This is a genomic window from Acinetobacter sp. CIP 51.11 (assembly GCF_000369665.1).
Taxonomy (GTDB): domain Bacteria; phylum Pseudomonadota; class Gammaproteobacteria; order Pseudomonadales; family Moraxellaceae; genus Acinetobacter; species Acinetobacter lwoffii_S.
In genome coordinates this window covers 754,798-774,930 of the sequence record NZ_KB850128.1, presented here as the reverse complement: position 1 = coordinate 774,930, position 20,133 = coordinate 754,798, and the positions used below count along the sequence as shown (strand labels likewise).

General features: G+C 45.3%; 15 protein-coding genes, 2 tRNA genes and 1 rRNA gene. 9 read left to right on the top strand and 9 right to left on the bottom strand.

The annotated features are described in order from the left end of the window. Window positions 1-341: 341 nt before the first annotated feature. The 3 genes from F894_RS03885 to F894_RS03875 all read right to left on the bottom strand — a co-directional run bounded on the left by F894_RS03885 (window position 342) and on the right by F894_RS03875 (window position 2,140). Window positions 342-417 (bottom strand) — tRNA-Ala (locus tag F894_RS03885). Window positions 418-465: 48 nt separating this feature from the next. Continuing rightward, window positions 466-542, bottom strand: a tRNA-Ile gene (locus F894_RS03880). Window positions 543-602: 60 nt separating this feature from the next. Next, window positions 603-2,140, bottom strand: a 16S ribosomal RNA gene (locus F894_RS03875). Window positions 2,141-2,680: 540 nt separating this feature from the next. Between F894_RS03875 and F894_RS03870 the strand changes: the two genes are divergently transcribed. The 6 genes from F894_RS03870 (at window position 2,681) to F894_RS03845 (ending at window position 7,238) form a co-directional block, all read left to right on the top strand. Next, the gene (locus F894_RS03870) at window positions 2,681-3,580 is read left to right on the top strand and encodes an MlaA family lipoprotein (RefSeq protein ID WP_005246048.1); all 900 of its coding nucleotides are present in this window, start codon (window positions 2,681-2,683) and stop codon (window positions 3,578-3,580) included. 103 nt (window positions 3,581-3,683) lie between these two features. Further along, window positions 3,684-4,652, top strand: a complete 969-nt coding sequence (gene gigA, locus F894_RS03865; RefSeq protein WP_004732911.1) for an RsbU family protein phosphatase GigA — start codon at window positions 3,684-3,686, stop codon at window positions 4,650-4,652. 112 nt (window positions 4,653-4,764) lie between these two features. Then, window positions 4,765-5,283: an anti-anti-sigma factor GigB gene (gene gigB / locus F894_RS03860; RefSeq protein ID WP_005103337.1), complete on the top strand. Its 519-nt coding sequence runs from the start codon at window positions 4,765-4,767 to the stop codon at window positions 5,281-5,283. A 20-nt stretch (window positions 5,284-5,303) separates the two neighbouring features. Continuing rightward, window positions 5,304-6,131: a carbon-nitrogen hydrolase family protein gene (locus F894_RS03855; protein ID WP_004278248.1), complete on the top strand. Its 828-nt coding sequence runs from the start codon at window positions 5,304-5,306 to the stop codon at window positions 6,129-6,131. A gap of 102 nt (window positions 6,132-6,233) precedes the next feature. After that, complete coding sequence (locus tag F894_RS03850) at window positions 6,234-6,659, top strand: organic hydroperoxide resistance protein (RefSeq protein ID WP_005246047.1); 426 nt, start codon at window positions 6,234-6,236, stop codon at window positions 6,657-6,659. Window positions 6,660-6,845: 186 nt separating this feature from the next. Further along, on the top strand, window positions 6,846-7,238 hold the full coding sequence (locus F894_RS03845) for a DUF4951 domain-containing protein (protein ID WP_005246046.1): 393 nt from the start codon (window positions 6,846-6,848) through the stop codon (window positions 7,236-7,238). A gap of 50 nt (window positions 7,239-7,288) precedes the next feature. On the opposite strand, the gene gspE is transcribed toward F894_RS03845, so the two are convergent. Then, on the bottom strand, window positions 7,289-8,776 hold the full coding sequence (gene gspE / locus F894_RS03840; protein WP_005246044.1) for a type II secretion system ATPase GspE: 1,488 nt from the start codon (window positions 8,774-8,776) through the stop codon (window positions 7,289-7,291). Window positions 8,777-8,920: 144 nt separating this feature from the next. On the opposite strand from gspE, the gene F894_RS03835 reads away from it, so the two are divergent. Beyond that, on the top strand, window positions 8,921-9,700 hold the full coding sequence (locus tag F894_RS03835) for a hypothetical protein (RefSeq protein ID WP_086044916.1): 780 nt from the start codon (window positions 8,921-8,923) through the stop codon (window positions 9,698-9,700). Between the two features lie 9 nt (window positions 9,701-9,709). After that, window positions 9,710-10,633, top strand: a complete 924-nt coding sequence (locus F894_RS03830) for a mechanosensitive ion channel family protein (RefSeq protein ID WP_005246043.1) — start codon at window positions 9,710-9,712, stop codon at window positions 10,631-10,633. A gap of 52 nt (window positions 10,634-10,685) precedes the next feature. On the opposite strand, the gene F894_RS03825 is transcribed toward F894_RS03830, so the two are convergent. Next, the gene (locus F894_RS03825; RefSeq protein ID WP_005246041.1) at window positions 10,686-13,394 is read right to left on the bottom strand and encodes a DUF2339 domain-containing protein; all 2,709 of its coding nucleotides are present in this window, start codon (window positions 13,392-13,394) and stop codon (window positions 10,686-10,688) included. 161 nt (window positions 13,395-13,555) lie between these two features. On the opposite strand from F894_RS03825, the gene polA reads away from it, so the two are divergent. Then, window positions 13,556-16,318: a DNA polymerase I gene (polA, locus tag F894_RS03820; protein WP_005246040.1), complete on the top strand. Its 2,763-nt coding sequence runs from the start codon at window positions 13,556-13,558 to the stop codon at window positions 16,316-16,318. Window positions 16,319-16,537: 219 nt separating this feature from the next. Here the strand turns inward: polA and F894_RS03815 are convergent, their stop codons facing one another. From F894_RS03815 to F894_RS03800, 4 genes are read right to left on the bottom strand one after another with little or no spacing between them, the layout of a single operon-like run. Beyond that, window positions 16,538-17,107 (bottom strand): YggT family protein, encoded by a 570-nt coding sequence (locus F894_RS03815; protein ID WP_004278259.1) that lies wholly within the window; start codon window positions 17,105-17,107, stop codon window positions 16,538-16,540. 19 nt (window positions 17,108-17,126) lie between these two features. After that, the gene (gene proC / locus F894_RS03810; RefSeq protein WP_005246039.1) at window positions 17,127-17,966 is read right to left on the bottom strand and encodes a pyrroline-5-carboxylate reductase; all 840 of its coding nucleotides are present in this window, start codon (window positions 17,964-17,966) and stop codon (window positions 17,127-17,129) included. A 2-nt stretch (window positions 17,967-17,968) separates the two neighbouring features. After that, a complete protein-coding gene (tilS, locus tag F894_RS03805) occupies window positions 17,969-19,345 on the bottom strand; it encodes a tRNA lysidine(34) synthetase TilS (RefSeq protein WP_081401187.1) in 1,377 nt (458 codons plus the stop codon). Beyond that, window positions 19,282-20,106: an acetyl-CoA carboxylase carboxyltransferase subunit alpha gene (locus tag F894_RS03800; protein ID WP_004278263.1), complete on the bottom strand. Its 825-nt coding sequence runs from the start codon at window positions 20,104-20,106 to the stop codon at window positions 19,282-19,284. Before F894_RS03800 ends, tilS begins: the two co-directional genes overlap by 64 nt. Between the last annotated feature and the right edge of the window lie 27 nt (window positions 20,107-20,133).

Here is a 20,133-nt window from a genome sequence, read left to right as displayed (position 1 = left end):
TGATTCAGTTAATTTCGCTAGAACTCATTTCCTTAATCTTCACATCACAGTAATAAATCACTGTTAGTGTTGATCTTAAAAACGAGTTTGAACAAATTATTTCAACTCAAATATATTCTGTTAATGATTTTTCCAGCCTTCGTCAGGTCAGGAAACTGTGATAAATCACAGAGATTATCAAGTCCGCGTATCATAACGCTTGTACTTGTTAATCTCTAGGATCTAAATACTTGATCGCTTAGGAACTAAACAACTTCATCACTGTATGATTACATACTGCGCGAAGCGTAGCTTCTTGCTTAAATTTCAAGTAAAAGCAGTGCTTTTATGATCTTGAAATTTGGTGGAGACTAGGAGAGTCGAACTCCTGACCTCCTGCGTGCAAAGCAGGCGCTCTACCAACTAAGCTAAGTCCCCAGCTTATCAATAAGTCAATGTTTCTGATTTTCCGTACTTCGTCAGTAGTGGTGGGTCTGACAAGACTTGAACTTGTGACCCCACGCTTATCAAGCGTGTGCTCTAACCAACTGAGCTACAGACCCTCAGATACATCGTATGAAGAACAACTTGTTGTGGATTCTTACCAATCGTCAATCTTTCGTTAAGGAGGTGATCCAGCCGCAGGTTCCCCTACGGCTACCTTGTTACGACTTCACCCCAGTCATCTGCCACACCGTGGTAAGCGTCCCCCCTAAGGTTAGACTACCTACTTCTGGTGCAACAAACTCCCATGGTGTGACGGGCGGTGTGTACAAGGCCCGGGAACGTATTCACCGCGGCATTCTGATCCGCGATTACTAGCGATTCCGACTTCATGGAGTCGAGTTGCAGACTCCAATCCGGACTACGATCGGCTTTTTGAGATTAGCATCCTCTCGCGAGGTAGCAACCCTTTGTACCGACCATTGTAGCACGTGTGTAGCCCTGGTCGTAAGGGCCATGATGACTTGACGTCGTCCCCGCCTTCCTCCAGTTTGTCACTGGCAGTATCCTTAAAGTTCCCGGCTTAACCCGCTGGCAAATAAGGAAAAGGGTTGCGCTCGTTGCGGGACTTAACCCAACATCTCACGACACGAGCTGACGACAGCCATGCAGCACCTGTATGTAAGTTCCCGAAGGCACCAATCCATCTCTGGAAAGTTCTTACTATGTCAAGACCAGGTAAGGTTCTTCGCGTTGCATCGAATTAAACCACATGCTCCACCGCTTGTGCGGGCCCCCGTCAATTCATTTGAGTTTTAGTCTTGCGACCGTACTCCCCAGGCGGTCTACTTATCGCGTTAGCTGCGCCACTAAAGCCTCAAAGGCCCCAACGGCTAGTAGACATCGTTTACGGCATGGACTACCAGGGTATCTAATCCTGTTTGCTCCCCATGCTTTCGCACCTCAGTGTCAGTATTAGGCCAGATGGCTGCCTTCGCCATCGGTATTCCTCCAGATCTCTACGCATTTCACCGCTACACCTGGAATTCTACCATCCTCTCCCATACTCTAGCCAACCAGTATCGAATGCAATTCCCAAGTTAAGCTCGGGGATTTCACATTTGACTTAATTGGCCACCTACGCGCGCTTTACGCCCAGTAAATCCGATTAACGCTTGCACCCTCTGTATTACCGCGGCTGCTGGCACAGAGTTAGCCGGTGCTTATTCTGCGAGTAACGTCCACTATCCAAGAGTATTAATCTCGGTAGCCTCCTCCTCGCTTAAAGTGCTTTACAACCAAAAGGCCTTCTTCACACACGCGGCATGGCTGGATCAGGGTTCCCCCCATTGTCCAATATTCCCCACTGCTGCCTCCCGTAGGAGTCTGGGCCGTGTCTCAGTCCCAGTGTGGCGGATCATCCTCTCAGACCCGCTACAGATCGTCGCCTTGGTAGGCCTTTACCCCACCAACTAGCTAATCCGACTTAGGCTCATCTATTAGCGCAAGGCCCGAAGGTCCCCTGCTTTCTCCCGTAGGACGTATGCGGTATTAGCATCCCTTTCGAGATGTTGTCCCCCACTAATAGGCAGATTCCTAAGCATTACTCACCCGTCCGCCGCTAGGTCAGGTAGCAAGCTACCTTTCCCCGCTCGACTTGCATGTGTTAAGCCTGCCGCCAGCGTTCAATCTGAGCCATGATCAAACTCTTCAGTTTAATACTATGTAGCACCTTTAAAGGGTGCCAATCTTGGCTCATCAATTTTCTGACAAATATTTCTCAAATAAACTTCGAGTAATTTCTACCATCAATCAATGAAAATAATTTCGATCGATCAACCAGTAAAAATCCACACAAGTTGTTCTTCATAATCTCTTAATGATCTTCTTGCTGATTCGTCATCAGCAAGCTAGGTCGGCTATATTACACTAGATATTCTTAGTGTCAACTAGCAATGAAAACTATTTTTAAAATTTCTTTCTAAAACCGAACTTAATCAAACTTAACTAAGTCACTGTTTTATAAGAAGTTTTAATCTTCATCACCGCCGATGGATGTGCATTCTACAGCATTTCAGAGCCCTTGCAACACCTTTTTCAAGAAAATCATTTTGTATGTATATTTTTTAATCTTTTCGTGTGTTTTCATTCATTTTATACAAATTTGCTTAAATGATGTCTATTCGTGAATATAACGTTTATTATTTTCATACTAATAAGTAGTGCTACTTACACAGAAAAGGCCTCGGGTTACCTTATGCATCGTTCTATTTACTTATCTATATGCTTATTTTCTTTAGCCTCAAGCGCACATGTTTTCGCCGAGGTGGCCACCGATGTGGAAAATCTGGAAAACGAGCCTGCAAAAACGCCACTTAGAACAAAGATCTCAACCAAAGCGCAACAATTACAAACGCAACTGAAAGTTGATGCCAGTGCAGCACAAGCTGAAGAAGTTAAAGATCCTTTTCAGCCGTTAAATAGAAAGATCTATCAGTTTAATGATGCGATTGACCGCACCGTGGTACGTCCCATAGCTGTACAATATGTGGAAAAAGTTCCTCAAGATGTTCGTGGCAGCTATACCCAGTTCCGCAGTAACCTGGGTGAACCTTGGAATGTGGTGAATCAGCTGATTCAAGGTCGTCCTGCCCGCGCTGCTAAATCTCTAGGTCGTTTTACTATTAATACCTTAACGACTTTAGGACTGGCTGATCCAGCACGTCGCCTTGGCTTGAGCCATGAAGAGGAAAAATTTGGAATTACTTTAGGGTATTATGGCGTGCCTTCTGGCCCTTATATCATGTTGCCATTTTTAGGTCCAAGTTCTGTCCGTGGCGTAATCGGTACTGCTGTAGATAGTCAAGCTCGTCCACAAAAATACATTCTCGAAGATGAAGATGGACTTTACTGGACTGATCAGTTTTGGCGTGCCATCGATACCCGTTCAGAAATACTGGACGTTGAAGGAGTGCTGACTGGCGATCGCTATGCGCAGATTCGCGATATTTATTTACAACGTACCAATTATGCAATTGCAGAAAAGAAAGGTACAGAACAAGATACGCTTTTCCTAGAAGATGATTTTGAAGATGACAATTCTGATGATGCACCTTCTAGTGATAGCAACATTGAATCTTCAAACGAAGATCTTTAAGTTTAAGCTTCATGTATGATTGCTAGTGAAAATCTGTTCGCTAGCAATACTTTGCTTGTTATAGTACATCTTATAGCCAATCCTGGGATTGAATCACTTTTTTATGTATTTCATTCAACCGACTCGTGATATTCCTTACTTAGATCAAGTACTTGATACGCTTCCTCATGTTCAGATGATCTATCTGGATGATCATGAACTGTATGACTCTACGATTATTGCGATTGCAGATGTACATGATTATCTGAAATATAAGTGGAATCTGCCTACGATTGTACTGGCCTTAGAAAATGAAGGTACTGCTTTGGCTCAGGCCTGGGAACAAGGTGCTTTAGCCGGCTGGATCTGGAACAAGCTTCCCGAGAATCCAGATCTGGCATTACAAAAAATTGATGCACAATATAAGCGTAACCAGGATAGCCGTGACCTGCCTTCTGCTGCAGAACTACAAAAAAAATTGTTACCGAATCCGATTGAACTGACCAATTACGAGGTCGAAACCTATTTTCAGCCTTCAGCCTATCTTTCAGGGGATTGGTATGATTATTGGAAAATCAGCGACAAAGAAGTGATTTTCTATTTGGCCGATGTATCCGGACATGGCGTCACCAGTAGTTTGCTCACGTCCTGGATGGCAGCTTTCCATGGTCGCTCCAAGACGCCGCGCGAGCTGATCAAGAAGCTGAACGGTATGCTGATGCAGGAAAATATTGAAAAGCACATCACCATGATTGCCGGGATTCTTAATCTGGAAACCCATGTATTAAAATGGTCCAGCGCTGGACATTATCCTCCACCGATTATATTTGAACCCAATCAAGAACCTAAAATCCTCTCTTCCAGCAGTTTCCCTTTGGGCTTAACCGAAGATCTTGAAGTTGAGGAAAATGAATGGGTATTAAGTCGCAATGCGCGCTTTATTATCTGTTCGGATGGCGCACTGGAACCTTTTGATGGTGGTTTAAATGAACAATTCTCGCAATTATTACACCATTTGCAGAATCAATCTTTTCAGGCTCCGGAACATGTGGCTGACGATATCGCCTTTTTAAGCTTTATCCGCGTAAATTAGCAGTATATTTACAGGCTTTATAAGCACTTAATTTGATTACTACTTTCAGCCACTTGAGTATCAATACACCCTATGGGATAATTTAATATCCTTCTCTGCAAATGGCATTTATATGTCAACAGGTCATGTTGAATATGCAAGTCTGAATGGAACGCATATTTTTAAGCTTATCGGCGAAGTGCGTGCCCAATCTTGTATTAGTCTAGACAAATTACTGAACAAAATTGAACAGCAAGACAACGTAGTTGGCGCTATCGTTGATCTCACCGAAACCAGTTTCATTGACAGTACCGTACTGGGTGTTTTAGCGAAACTAGGACTCAAACTCAAGCAAGTACACAATATTCAGGCTGTCATGCTTTCTACCAATTCTGACATTACCACTTTGGCCAACAGTATGGGATTGAGCCAAGTGTTTGTGATTCTGAATTATTGTGGTGATCCAAATGTCTGCACACGTGCGCTGATGGAAGAATATGTCACGCATCAAAATATGCTGAATACGGTTCTGGATGCGCATAAAACCTTGATGAAGCTGAACCAAAGCAACCAGAATATGTTTGAACCTTTAGTCAAACAGCTACAGAAAGAGCAAGACAATTTAGATAAAATTTCCGAGCAAAAGGTATAACCATCTTATAAGAGGACCCTATGACTTTACTTTCTGTTGTACAAATGAATTCTCAAAATGAAATTGATGCCAATTTCGTGGAGATTGAATCTTTAATTCAACAAAGTAAGGCCAATGGTGCTGAACTGATTGTTTTCCCGGAAAACTTTGTCTGTTTTGCAGCAGGTAAACAGCGTGAAACTGCTGCACAATTTGAAGTGATTCAGCAACGTCTAGAACAACTTGCCCATGAATATGACACCTGGATCGTTGCCGGTACATTACCCTGCCCTTATCGTCCGGATGGTTCAATCATTGAGGATGGCCGAGTGCGTACCGTTAGCCTGTGTATCAGTCCGGAACGGACCGAAGCACGTTATGACAAAATTCACCTGTTTGATGTGCAAGTCGGCGATGCTGTCGGTGGTTATCAGGAATCCAAGTTCTTTGAACCCGGCACAGATGTTGTCGTAGCCAAAACACCTTTTGGCAATATTGGGTTAATGGTCTGTTATGACCTGCGCTTTCCGGAACTGGCGTTAAATTTACGAGCCAAAGGTGCAAACCTCTTGACCGCTCCTTCTGCCTTTACCTATACCACAGGTGAAATGCACTGGCAGCTTCTTCTGCAAACACGTGCTCTAGATAGCCAATGCTCGGTGCTTGGTGCAGCTCAACAAGGCTGGCATGGAGAAAAACGCCAGACTTGGGGACATGCAGCCGCCACCAATAGTCGTGGACAACTTCTTAATATGATCCATGCAGAAGGTGCTCAACTCATCACCGTCGACTTTGATTTAAATGAACAGCAAAAAGTGCGTGAATCCATGCCTTTAATGCAACACCGTAGACTTCTTCAACTTTCCTGAATCGTTTCATTTGCTTGCATAAAATAACAAAATCCCTGCTTATTCTTCAGGTGAAATCACCGAGCATAGAAGCTCTACGAAAAATAAACAGGGATTTAACTCATGTCATTAGAAAAAGCCGTCTATACCGCACATGCCAAAGCCACAGGGGGCCGTGATGGCCGCGCCATTTCTGACGATCAGATTCTGGACGTCCAATTGGCCGTACCTAAAGAAATGGGGGGACCAGGCGGTGGAACCAATCCTGAACAGCTCTTTGCCGCAGGTTATTCCGCCTGTTTCTTGGGTGCAATGAAATTTGTTGCCAATCGTGACAAGCTCAATATCAGTAAAGATGCCTATATTGAAGGTGATGTTGGGATTGGTCCGATTCCTACCGGGTTCGGGATCGAAGTGACATTAAACATCCATCTTGAAGGCATGGATCAGGAAGAAGCGCAAAAACTGGTCGATGCTGCGCATATCGTCTGCCCATACTCGAATGCGACCCGCAATAATATTGATGTGAACTTAAATGTGATTACTTAAGATTTTGATTTAACTGCTATCCTGAAAAAAATAGCTTCAGGATAGCTAAATCTTCATTATAAATTTCAAAATTTACCCTCTTCATCTTTCGTCAAAAGCTACTTCTCTTCCCCACTTGAAAACTGCAGCAAAAACCTAATAACCTATATATAATGATTCTTATTTACAATTATCTGATTTATATTGATGTTAAAACCTGTTCTTCTAAGCTCTCTCCTGCTCCTCACTGCTACAGCCTCTTTTGCAGATCTTTATCTCTCAGAAAAAATCCATCCAAAATTAAAATCTCTGGTCAATACTGAAATTGAACGCCTGCCCATTCCTGCAACACCCAACAATATGATTCTGCGTGAATTTGGTAAAGGGATTATTGGTTGGGGAGCTGGCCCCAAAGATGCTGAAGCCCGTTTTCTCAATATTACTCAGGCAGATGTTGAAACAATGAAACAGGAAGGACTGAGTTTAGCAATGGCACAAGCCTGGCAGAACTTTTATGAAAATGAAATTCTGCGTAATCCGGGAAATCCGACTGCACCTTTTCGTGCACAACTCATGAAAAAAATCGTCAGTCTCTGGTAAATATCCAAAAGTCCTGACGATCATTATGATAAAGCGAGCAGATTAAAAAATTATTCTACTGCTTCGTTGGTTACTCGCAATACTTCTTCAATCGTGGTTTTTCCGGCCAATACTTTACGCAGACCATCATCACGAATGGAACCTGACTGCTGACGTACATAGCTTTCGATTTCATATTCAGCCGCATTGCCATGAATCAAACGGCGCATATGATCATCGACTGGGACAATTTCATAAATTGCAGTACGGCCACTAAAGCCAGTATTGCCACAACGTTCACAGCCTTGAGGTTGCGGTAATCTTAAATCTTGGGGATGCTCAATATTGCCAAATAGATTCTTCTCGAAAGCATCTGCCTCATGCCAGGTCGCGCAATGTGGACACAAGGTACGCACCAGACGTTGGGCAATTACCCCGATTAAAGAACTGGACAGCAGAAATGGCTCAATTCCCATATCTTTCAGGCGCGTAACCGCACCAATGGCAGTATTGGTATGCAAGGTGGATAACACCAGATGTCCTGTCAGGGATGCCTGTACTGCAATTTCTGCGGTTTCCAGATCACGAATCTCACCAACCATGACCACATCCGGGTCCTGACGCAACATCGCTTTTAACGCACGGGCAAAGGTCATATCCACTTTGGTATTGACCTGCGTTTGTCCAATGCCTTCCAGCTGATATTCAATCGGATCTTCAGCTGTGAGGATATTCTTGGAACCGTCATTCAGGTCAGAAAGTGCCGCATACAAGGTGGTGGTTTTACCCGAACCGGTCGGGCCAGTCACCAGAATAATCCCGTGCGGGCGATGTACTAAGGTCTTGAGTCGATCATAGTCATTATTCATCAGACCCAAATGGGTCATGTTCAAACGGCCGGCCTGCTTGTCCAGCAAACGCATCACCACCCGCTCCCCATAAGAAGATGGCAAGGTGGATACACGGACATCGACTTCACGTCCGGCCAAGCGTAATGAAATACGGCCATCTTGAGGAATACGCTTTTCGGCAATATCCAGTTTGGCCATGACTTTAATCCGTGAAACCAGAAGCGGTGCCAGTTCACGGCGTGGCTGTACAATTTCGCGTAACTGGCCATCGACCCGTAAACGCACCGACAGTTTTTTCTCAAAAGATTCAATATGAATATCGGAAGCCCCGACACGAATCGCCTCTGAGAGCAATGCATTGATCAGCCGCACAATCGGCGCATCATCTTCCTGATCCATCAGGTCTTCAGCTTCAGGTACGGAATCAGCCAGGCTGAGTAAATCCGGATGATCTTCCAGACCGGCAGCGACCTGTTGCGATTCGCCGCTATCGCCGGCAAAACTGGAACTGAGTAACTGGTTAAATTCCTGTTCGCTACAGAGTTGAAAATGAGCCGGATAACCGAGCAGACGGCGAGCTTCCTGCAATGCAAGCATCGAGGTATTGTCACGACGCAGAATAAAGGCCTGATCTCCCTCATAACGCAACAGCACACCATGGCGCTTGGCGAAGCTATATGGGATTTGTAATTGTTTAAGTACTTGCATCGCGGATTATAATAATGATGAAAAAATTTAAATTGAGTGTACTCTAAGCATATGACAGCGTGAAGTATGTTTTCAAAGATTTAGCAAGAAAGGGTGCCAAGATTGCCGCGAGATAAAGATGAATTAATCCCGAATACAGCGAAAATGCGCTGGTGGGGAGAACAGAATTTTGAAATAAATCAGTCTAAAGCCTGGCAGTTTGGCTCCTTGCTGTTTCGGCTGACCCGGGGCATTCAGGAATGGCGACTGGAATATTTCCGCCCTTCTGTGCAATACGATTATGAACAGCAATGGCATCAGATTGATGATCCGAATTTTGCCTTTCCCCCACCTGTGAAAATTGAACGCTATATGTTCAAATCCACGCAAAACAAATTGCAACTGATGCCACGCCTTGCAGACCGTTCTGTGGTGATTAAACCAGTCGATCCGATTTATATTCCTGCCGGACAGCGCGGTACGCTTTATATCAGCACGCCCTTATGGATTGCCGGTTTTGTCGAGGGGCAGCGCGAACCGATTTTCGATTTGCCGGTAATCTTGCCAAAAGACACCTGGTTTGGACCCAATCACCGTTCGGGGGAAATTTGCTATGCCACCGCAGTCGATGGCAGAACCGAACTGAAACAGTTACATCCGCGAGCCTTTCGTGCAGTCACGCCGATTGAGTTTCACAATACCAGTAACCAGCAATTGCGCTTTGACCGAATGAATGTGCCAGTGCCTGCCCTGCCGCTTTTTTACAGTGAAAGTACCGGCCGCTTATGGACCTCACAAATCCGCGTTTTGCATGAAAGTTCGGATCGTCCACCACGGATTCGGGTCGAAAACCGCACACCACCAAATGCTGGTGAAGTGGCCTATCTGCATCCACCGCGCGATCCGGCAGGTGCGTTATTTAATATGTTTGATTCATTTTTCTAAGGGCGTCTGATGCCAAGTTCAAATATTCCGACCGAAGTCACCAACAGCCTGAAGGGAGTATTTACCAATATCAATACCGACCGTTTGACCGAAGTTCTGGTGGCGGTGGTGTTGTGCTTTATTGGTTTCCTGATCGCACGCTTTATTTCCAATACCTTTATTCGCACCATTGGTGTCCGTTTTAATGCCCATCAGAAACTGGTCTGGCGCCGCGGAATTTTCTATTTTATCTTCCTGCTGTTTGTGATGGCTAGTCTGAAAGAAGCCGGTTTTAAACTCAGTGTCTTCCTTGGCGCTGCAGGGATTTTAACGGTCGCACTGGGTTTTGCTTCGCAAACCTCAGCATCCAACCTGATCAGTGGTCTATTCCTGATTGGTGAAGGTTCTTTTGAAGTCGGTGATACCATCCAGATTACCTTGATTCGTGGGCATACCATTGAAGGCGAAGTGATTTCGATTGATCTGCTCTCGGTTAAACTTTTGACCCAAGATAATATCTATGTGCGTTTACCGAATGAACAGCTAATTCGGGCACCGGTGCAGAACTTGTCGAAATTTCCGATACGGCGGATTCCGATTACGTTGGCGATCAATTTCCATGAAAATATTATCAAGGTACGCGAAGTTCTGCTGGACGTTGCCAATAAATATCCACTGGTACTGGCCGACCCGAAACCTGCAGTCACCGTTACCGCTTTCCGTGAATCTTCGATTGAACTGCTGTTTGCAGTGTGGTGCCAACAGGAAAACTACCTGAAAGTTCGTGATGAAATGCAGGAACGGATTCGCAACGGCTTTGTCGATAACCAGATTGAAATTCCGGTGCCAAAAATGGGCTTTGTCGATCCTCCACTTTCCCGCCCTCTAGAAAATGAAGAGATCGATCAATACGCCAATGACAAGGCCCTCAAAAGAGAGCCTGGTCTGAAATAATCCTTAGATTCCCTCTCCTTTTTTAAAGGAGAGGGTTAGGCAGAGGATTCAATCAATCAGTTTTCTCCGGCATCGGTGCAATATAAGCAATCAGCAGCATCACCCCGCCCGCCAGCAGGAATGAAATCACTCGGGTCAGGGTACCAATATGTGACAGGTCAAATAGTACTAATTTCAAGGTCACAATCACCAGAATACTGCCGCCTAAAATCCACATCGGTTTCAGTTTTTTGAGCGTTGCTGTCCACATGGTAATCCAGGCCAGCAATACCCAAAGTATGGTCAGACTGAGCTGAACTGTTGCATTGTTCCATAATGCCAGCTCATTAAACGGTGTCTGCAGGTACACATGTAAAGCTCTTAAAATAATATAACTGGATAGCCATAACAGGCTTAGTACCATTAAAACTGCGATCATGCCTTTATCACGTCCCACCTTAATTTGCTGTAACAGCATCCAGATAAAACTGGCAAACATGGCGATACTGATCAGGTCAAAAGGATTCAGAATCGGCAGCCAGTAATATTGAAAGGCTTGCTGGCTAAACAGCTGTGAACAAACCAGCCAAGTTGCCATCAGCAATAAACAGCTCTTGGTTTGCCAAAGCTGCTGCCAACCTGACTGCACATCCTGCCGATAGCACCACAGGCAGAAGAATAAAGGCAAAATCACCATGCTCAGATAGGGCATATTTGAGATCAGGCATACACTTGCCAAAGCCAGACTGCTAAAAACACCAAAACTCACCCATTCCTTGGAGAGCTGCAAGCCAGCCAGCGGTCTAAGCCACAGAATGGCCAACAATATCGCTGAAAGGGCAAAAACTCCCCTTTCCAGAGCACTATTCCAGACAATCACCGCATTTTGACTGCGATCCAGAGTTAGAATCACCGCAATGACCAGCAAGGGCGAGATGCCACTCCACTTCGGCAGTAACCAAGACCATTCCTGATTTTTGCGCAGGATCATTTCATTGAACATTACATAACCCAGTGTGATGATAAATAAACTCAGTACATAGGCATGCTGACTCGGAAATTCATCTTCCAGCAAGGCAAATAGCATCAGACTGGCCGCGACACTCACGCTGCTTAAAAAACTGACACTCAGACTATCCATCTGCTGCTGGTACTGCTTTTTAAGCTGACTGATGACCACGACTGCCACATAGCACAGACTCAAAATCCAGAAAATGATTCGCGGTGTGGGATTAATCTCGATCAGATAATACAGGCTGCTGAATCCGGCCATCAGCAATAAACCCATGCTCAGATAGTGTGCTACCCGGACATTTTTTTCCAAGGCCCATAAATAAATCAGCACACCTTCAACTGCCCAGCCAATCACACTCCATTGTTCTGTCAATAAGATCGGTGGCACTAAAGCGAGAAAAATCAGCATCAGGCTCAGATAGCTCTGCGAAATGAGCTGGATAGTTTGTTTACGGCGCAACAGTGTCCAGCAAGCGGCAAAGACCAGTGCAAAGAACAGGCTTAATCCAGCTTGCCAGAGTTTTTGATTAGGCTGATTAAAATGAATCAGATACAAAAAAATATAAGCGGTAATAGGAGCAGCAAAAATCAGTGCTAAGTCCAATACCGGTTTTAATTGAAAACGTGAGAGATCCTGTCGTGCCAGCAACTGGCTAAAGCGGAAACCTAGCCAGATAAACAGTGCACTATGTGCCAGAATCAGCGCAGTCATGGCATAACGCTCATATGTATAACCATGAATCAGGCTATATATCCCGCCAACGACCCCAGTGACTAAAAAGGCAATTTGATTGAGAATCTTCCATGGTCGGAAACTGCTCAGCACTGCCACCCCGATATTGATCAGCAAATAATAGCTAATCAGCTCAACGGCAGAAGCATCGCGGGTCGGTAAGGTAAACGGCGCCAGATAAGCAATCAGCAAAGCCATCAAAGCCAGTTCGATGCTTTCCTGTTTCAGGCTTAAATATAGAGTGATGGCCAGAATAATGAGAAATAGCAATGTTGCCAACGGTAACGTGGAAATCACCAGATTGTAATAGGCAAAAAATAAGGTCAGGAACAGACTCCCCAAACCCAGTCCTTCCAGTGCCAGAGCAAAACTCCGATTTTTTTGCATCAGGCGATAACCCAGACCTGTTACACAGCCACTTGCCAGTGCAACCAGGCCCAATTTTGCAGCCAGACTGAGTTGCCAGTGCTCGGTGGCAAAGCGCAGCAGTAAAATAATCCCAATCACCAAAATACTGATTGCGACCTTGAGGACAGGATTCCCCTGAAAAAGCCAGCGCTGCAGTTGATCTACCAGATGAGGAGAATCGTTTACCTCTTGGGCAGACTCAGTTTTCATCAATGGAACAGAATCGGATCGATCCGGTGATCGCTGTAAGGGATCGGCAGAAAGAGATTGTGATTGCAGCTGTATCAAGCGCCCTTCCAGACGTTGCAGCCACCTGAGCAAAAAGAATACCCAGGCCGTAATCCCGATCCCCATCAGCCAATCCAGTTCAGCCAGTCCACCAACAATGGCAGTAATTGAAGAAATATATAAAGGAACTTTAGAGTTTTGCTCCAAGGACATCTGCTGCTGTCCGGCCAATTGATTCAGCGGTGCTTCTACCGCAGTGACATATTGCATCACGCTAAAGATAAACCCCAAACCACACAGATAAGTCACAATCTGATAACTTAGATACCAGGCACTGATCCCGGCAATCAGCAGGGTAATCAGCCAGATCATGCGCAACTCATTCCGTCCTGCAGCCATTCTTATATTTCTCTTTCCTGAATCGTTCCATCATACAACAGCTTGTGCTGCTTATTTCATCTTCAGCCGATATTCGCTAAGCTGTAAACTCAGACTCGCCTCAGCGAGCGCAGTAAAAATCACGTACAATAGCGCTGTATTTTGAATAAGGAATTGATTACATGCCACCATTTGTCTTGGTCGATGGCTCTTACTTTTTATTTCGTGCCTTTCACGCACTGCCACCATTAACCACGTCAACCGGTTTACATACCAATGCAATTCGTGGTGCGATTTCTGCTATTCAAAAACTGATGCGCCGGACCCAACCGACCCATATGGCGGTGATTTTCGATACTCCAGAACCGACCTTCCGGCATGAGCTGTCACCGATTTATAAAGGTGACCGTCCGAGTATGCCAACGGAATTATCCGAACAGATTCCTTATCTGCATGCCTTGATCCGTGCCTTGGGCATTCCGCTACATACCTTGCCAGGTGCCGAAGCCGATGACATTATCGGAACACTGGCCAAACGTGCCGAGGCGATGGGACATCAGGTGCTGATCTCTACGGGCGATAAAGATATGGCGCAACTGGTGACCGAAAAAGTTACCCTAGAAGACAGCTTTAAAGAAAAACCGCTGGATGTCGACGGGGTGTTTGAAAAGTTTGGTGTCTGGCCGAATCAGATTATTGACTATCTGACCCTGATGGGCGATGCATCAGATGGCATCATGGGCGTGCCAGGTGTAGGTGCCAAAACTGCAGCAAAACTGCTCACTGAATATGGCTCGATTGGTGGCATTTTAGAAAATGTCGACAAGATCAAAGGCAAAGTCGGTCAAAATATTAAAGAACATGTCGATGGCATTGCACTTGACCATCAACTGGCCAGTATTGTCATCGATCTGGATCTTAACTTTGGTTATGAAGATTTAAAACTGGGTGAGCCGAATGTCGAGACCTTACGTCATTTGTACACCGAGCTGGAATTCCGTAACCAGCTGCAGTCCTTAGATCACCCGAACAACCCGAATAATTCAAATTACCAGCAGGCGGCAAAATCTATTAACGCCAAAGCGGTTACAGCACCAGAACCTCTGGAAGACCATGCGTCTGTAACCAGCAGTGATGACCAGCTAGGTCAAGCGACCTACCACACAGTATTAAGCCAGCAGGACTGGGACACACTGTTTGAGCGCCTAAGTACCGAAAAACGTTTTGCCTTTGATACCGAAACCACCAGTCTGGATTATCGTATTGCACAGATTGTCGGTTTCTCGGTCGCCTTCGATGCGCAGAATGCTTATTATGTTCCCTTGGCACATGATTATGAAGGCGCACCGGAGCAGCTGAATCGTGAAGTAATTCTGGCGCAGATCAAACCAATTCTGGAAGATGAGTCTGTAAAGAAAATTGGGCATCATCTGAAATATGATGCACATGTACTGGAAAATCATGGCATTCATCTGGCAGGCTGGTATTTCGATACCATGCTGGCTTCCTATGTCCTGAATTCTGTCGCGACCCGTCATGGCATGGATGATGTGGCCCGTCTGTATTTGAGTCATCTGACCACGACTTATGAACAAGTGGCCGGTAAAGGTGCTAAACAAAAGACCTTCAACCAGATTCCACTTGAAACTGCAGCACATTATGCCGCAGAAGATGCACATGTCACCTATCGCCTTTATGAAGTCTTGAGCAGCAAATTGCAGGCACACCCTGAACTGGTGAATATTCTGCATAATATTGAAGTTCCGGTCGCACGTGTACTGACGCAAATGGAAGAAAACGGCATCGAACTGGATCTTGCTTTTCTGGATCAGCTTGGGGGCGAATTTTCCAACACCATGCACAATCTGGAAAACCAGATCATGGAAATTGCCGGTGAAAGCTTTAATGTCAGCTCACCTAAACAGGTCGGTGAAGTGTTATTTGAAAAGCTGGGGCTAAAAGGCGGTAAAAAAACCACCACCGGACAATACAGCACCAGTGAAAGTGTACTGGAAAAAATTGAACATCCGATTGCCCAGCTGATTCTGGAATATCGTGGTTTGTCCAAGCTGAAAAGCACTTATACCGATGGCTTATGCAAACAGGCTAATCCTGATACCCACCGTGTGCATACCAGTTACCACCAGGCATTGACTGCAACTGGCCGTTTATCATCGACTGATCCAAACCTGCAGAATATTCCGATTCGTGCCGAAATTGGCCGTCAAATCCGCAAGGCGTTTGTGGCACCGGAAGGTCGTGTTTTGCTGGCAGCCGATTACTCACAAATTGAATTGCGTCTCATGGCTCATTTATCTCAGGATGAAGCCTTGCTAGATGCCTTTATTCACGGTCAGGATGTACACCGCCGTACTGCTGCGGAAGTTTTGGGCATTGCCTTGGAAGATGTCACCAATGACCAGCGCCGTCAGGCCAAGGCCGTCAACTTCGGCCTACTTTACGGTATGTCCGAGTTTGGTCTGATCCGACAGTTAGGTTTTACCCGTCAGGAATCACAGGATTATATCAAGCAGTATTTCCACCGTTATCCGGGCATTTATGACTATATGCAACGTACCCGTCAGGTCGCATTAGAACAGGGTTTTGTTGAAACCCTGCTCGGACGCCGTTTATATACTCCAGATATCGATGCCCGTAATATGATGGTGCGTAAAGCTGCAGAGCGTGCTGCGATTAATGCGCCGCTACAAGGTTCGGCTGCAGATATTATTAAAATGGCGATGATTGAAGTGGACAAGATGTTGCCAAAAGATCAGGCCAAAATGCTGCTGCAAGTTCACGATGAACTGGTGTTTGAAGTCGATGAAGACATTGCCGATGAACTGGCACCTAAACTGGCTGAAGTGATGCAATCAGTGTTGCAGATTTCTGTACCTTTAGTAGTTGAAGTAGGTAAAGGTAAAAACTGGGATGAGGCGCATTAAAGGGTTTCCTCACCCCTCTGGGGTAGAAAGTGAAAACCAATATTGTTTTAAAGGTATCCCCTTTTCTTCCAGGAGAGGGTTAATATCCCATCCTCTTGTACTGCGATTAAAACTTGTGCACCGTTTGGGAAGTTTAACAAATCCCTCCCAACTTCCCTTTTCTAAAGGGAGGAGCAAATAAAAAAGGACGCTGAGGCGTCCTTTTTTATTTGAATCCGATTAAAGACCGGTAAGCAATACAATCGCCACCTGGTTCATAATCATTTCGATAATAATCAAAGTTAAAATGGCAAAGATTGGAGAAAGGTCAATCATGCCCATATTTGGCATAATCCGGCGGAAAGGTGCCAGTAAAGGCTCAGCCAGCTCTTGCACCACTTCAATATAAGGTGAACGAGACTGAGTAAACATCACCACCCAACTTAAGATAATCGTAGCGAAAATCAAATAACGACAGAAACGAATCAAATCCTGCATCATGGTGACAAAAGTCAGAATAATCAGATGGACAGGCCCATTCGGCATTCCCCCTGACAGATACATCATGCCAAAAATTTTAAGCAGATAGAGCACGACCAATAATGCCAAAGCAGCAGTACTGACTCGGCCTTTGGCCAAGGTTGGGAAAATTCGACCAAATACATCTACAATTTTAGTGGCTTTCACAGTAGAAAGAACCACAGGATTGTAAGGACTGACCGCTGCCAGTTGCATTAAAAATCGGAAGAATACGAGCAAAATCGCGACGTTAATGATAATGCCAAAAATTAGCGCAGAATTTGCACCCATACTTGAACGTTCCTAAAAATTAAACTGAAGATTTGCTGCTTTCACTGAGCTCTTGTGCCAGTTCTTGACTGCGTTTTTGTGCAGCGGCAAGTGCCGCCTGAATATTTTGAGAAATCTGGGCGCGATCAAAGACTTCAAGTGCGGCCTGTGTAGTCCCATTTGGAGAAGTCACATTTTTACGTAACTCAGCCGGCGTATTCGAGCTGGTAATCGCCATTTGCGCCGCGCCTAAAGCGGTCTGCAAAGTCAGTGCAGTTGCAACTTTTTCATCGAGACCTAAATTTTTACCCGCACGAATCATACTTTCCATCATATAGAAAAAGTAAGCTGGACCCGAACCCGAGACTGCAGTGACTGCATCAATTTGTGCTTCTGAGTCGACCCAAATGGTTAATCCAGTTGATGCCAAAACCTGACTGGCTAGCTCACGATCACTCGTTTCCACAGATGCATTGGCATATAAACCATGTGCCCCGGTCTGCACCAATGCAGGTGTATTCGGCATGACCCGGACAATACGCTCAGTCCCCAACAATGCTGATAATGTGGCAATTTCTGCACCGGCAACAATGGAAATAATCAGTTTGTTATTGACCAGACCTTTTAAATGTTGCAGTACTTGAGCCAAAACCTGAGGTTTTACCGCCAACACAACGATATCTGCATCCTGAATTGCAGCGCTATTATCCCCGGTCACATTAATTTCTTTTTCCGCCAATAAAGCACGGACTTTTTCGACCGGATCAGAAACTGTAATACGTGTTGCTGGCAAACCACGTGAAATCAGACCGCCAATTAAGGCTTGGGCCATATTACCGCCACCAATAAAACAGATATTACAATTTAAAGCTGCACTCATGTTCAATGCTCATCGTTGAGTTCTAAAGTTGAAGAAACCGAAATCGGCAGCCATCCGCCTGCTTCACAATATGCAGATTGGGCCAACCAAAATCCTTTAGGGGTAAACACGCCTAGCATAACATTATCTGTGCTTAATATTTGAATAGTATGCCGAGCCCAGGGAAATATTTGCGCTTCCTGAATGGCTTTTTTCAGCGGCCAGGCACCGACACGGCCATATAAATGAATTTTTTCGCCACCCTGCCTCTGTTGTAAATGCAAAGGTTGCTGCAATAATGCAGGAGATAAACCGAGCTGTGCAGGAGCGATGATAAATTTTCCTGACAAAACCTGTACGCTGTCTTTTAAAGCAAATTTTATAGTTTTCGGGCTAGTTTGAACCTGCTGCTGCTCGGCTAAATAAGTCTCTGCAGTCAGACGATGTATCTGCTGCTGATAGCGCACATAGTAAAAGCTTTGCCAATGTAGTGCCGCCTGAGCATCTTGCTTGGCATAAATCACTTCGCGTTGCAAACGCTCCACCATATCTAAGGATGGACGATACTGTTGTTTACCTTTCATCCAGGCAGAGAGTAATTGACGTTGTCGTGATTTTGAAAGCTGTAGAAATTTACCAAGATCGAGCTGCGTTTCAGTCCCACAAGACGCTAAATCCTGTTGCAGCACTTCTTGTAAAATGTCTTGAGCATCCTGCATTAACTCACTGGTTCGCACCAAGGCAGCTTGCATTTTAGGATAACGTTCGCTTAATACCGGCCACAGCGTCTGGCGTGCCCAAGCCCGATCATAATGGGTATCATCATTGGTCGGGTCTTCGATATTCTTAACATTTAAGTCTGATGCCCATTGGCAAATCTGCTCACGGGAAATATCCAGCAATGGCCGCCAAATCGTGAGATTTTCACGTACATCGATTTGTTTCATTGCCGCTAAGCCGTCAACACCGGCACCAGACAATAAACGTAGCATCAGGGTTTCCGCCTGATCCTGCTGATGATGTGCCAGCACCAATATTTCATCCGCTTGCAAATGTTGCAGATAAGCCTGATAACGTGAATTGCGCGCTTGCTGTTCCAGATTGCCACTAGCGACATGAACTGGCTGGATGATGCAGGGAATATTCAGTTGCTGACATTGATGTGCAACGAACTTGCCCCAATCTGCGCTGAGTGCTTGTAACTGATGATCGATATAAATCGCCCGAACTTTTTCCGGGCATAAAAAAAACATCAGATGCAGCAACAGCATAGAATCTACGCCGCCACTGCATCCGATGAGAAATTTTGTCTCTACAGGAAAGTCCTGCAGCTGTTTTAAGAAACCAGACCTAAATTGTCGCTGCCAAACTTCATTAAACGTTGGTAACGTGCTTCGCATCGTGCTTGCGCTTCCATTGGTTGCAGTTCATTCAAAGCTTCTTTCAGCACTGCTTTCAAGCTGTTCATGACCTGATCCGGATTTAAATGAGCACCCTCACCTTCATCCACCACATATTCTACAATACCCATTTTCTGCAATTTTTCTGCAGTCAGAGCCAAGGCTTCACTGGCCTGTTCAGCTTTTTCAGCGGTTTTCCAGAGAATTGAGGCACAGCCTTCCGGTGAAATCACCGAATAAATACTGTGAGAGAGCATCACCACACGGTCTGCTACCCCAATACCGAGTGCACCACCTGAACCGCCTTCACCCAATACAGTTGCAATCACAGGTACTTTCAAATTAGAAAGCTGAGCCAGACTGGTGGCAATTGCTTCAGCCTGACCACGTTCTTCTGCACCGACACCCGGATAAGCACCCATGGTATCAATAAAGGTGAATACTGGAAGATTGAAACGCTCTGCCATGTCTAGCAGACGCTGTGCCTTACGATAACCTTCCGGATTACTCATGCCGAAATTATGCTGTAATTTTTCACGGGTACTACGACCACGATGCTGACCAACGATCATCACCGGTTGACCATCAAAACGAGCCAGACCACCGATCATCGCGCCATCATCACCATATAGGCGGTCACCATGTAAAGCATCAAATTCAGTGAATATTTCACCCACATAGTCCAGGAATTGTGGACGTTCTGGATGACGTGCAATCTGCACTGTCGCCCATGCTTTTGATGGAGTTGCTTTATTTTTCATAGGTTAACCGTTTTCATCCCTATAAAG

Bases quoted from the DNA above. Each gene is read 5' to 3' on its own strand.
- F894_RS03870 (WP_005246048.1), top strand. From the start codon at position 2,681: ATGCATCGTTCTATTTACTTATCTATATGCTTATTTTCTTTAGCCTCA.
- gigA (WP_004732911.1), top strand. From the start codon at position 3,684: ATGTATTTCATTCAACCGACTCGTGATATTCCTTACTTAGATCAAGTA.
- gigB (WP_005103337.1), top strand. From the start codon at position 4,765: ATGTCAACAGGTCATGTTGAATATGCAAGTCTGAATGGAACGCATATT.
- F894_RS03855 (WP_004278248.1), top strand. From the start codon at position 5,304: ATGACTTTACTTTCTGTTGTACAAATGAATTCTCAAAATGAAATTGAT.
- F894_RS03850 (WP_005246047.1), top strand. From the start codon at position 6,234: ATGTCATTAGAAAAAGCCGTCTATACCGCACATGCCAAAGCCACAGGG.
- F894_RS03845 (WP_005246046.1), top strand. From the start codon at position 6,846: ATGTTAAAACCTGTTCTTCTAAGCTCTCTCCTGCTCCTCACTGCTACA.
- gspE (WP_005246044.1), bottom strand. From the start codon at position 8,776: ATGCAAGTACTTAAACAATTACAAATCCCATATAGCTTCGCCAAGCGC.
- F894_RS03835 (WP_086044916.1), top strand. From the start codon at position 8,921: ATGCGCTGGTGGGGAGAACAGAATTTTGAAATAAATCAGTCTAAAGCC.
- F894_RS03830 (WP_005246043.1), top strand. From the start codon at position 9,710: ATGCCAAGTTCAAATATTCCGACCGAAGTCACCAACAGCCTGAAGGGA.
- F894_RS03825 (WP_005246041.1), bottom strand. From the start codon at position 13,394: ATGGCTGCAGGACGGAATGAGTTGCGCATGATCTGGCTGATTACCCTG.
- polA (WP_005246040.1), top strand. From the start codon at position 13,556: ATGCCACCATTTGTCTTGGTCGATGGCTCTTACTTTTTATTTCGTGCC.
- F894_RS03815 (WP_004278259.1), bottom strand. From the start codon at position 17,107: ATGGGTGCAAATTCTGCGCTAATTTTTGGCATTATCATTAACGTCGCG.
- proC (WP_005246039.1), bottom strand. From the start codon at position 17,966: ATGAGTGCAGCTTTAAATTGTAATATCTGTTTTATTGGTGGCGGTAAT.
- tilS (WP_081401187.1), bottom strand. From the start codon at position 19,345: ATGCGAAGCACGTTACCAACGTTTAATGAAGTTTGGCAGCGACAATTT.
- F894_RS03800 (WP_004278263.1), bottom strand. From the start codon at position 20,106: ATGAAAAATAAAGCAACTCCATCAAAAGCATGGGCGACAGTGCAGATT.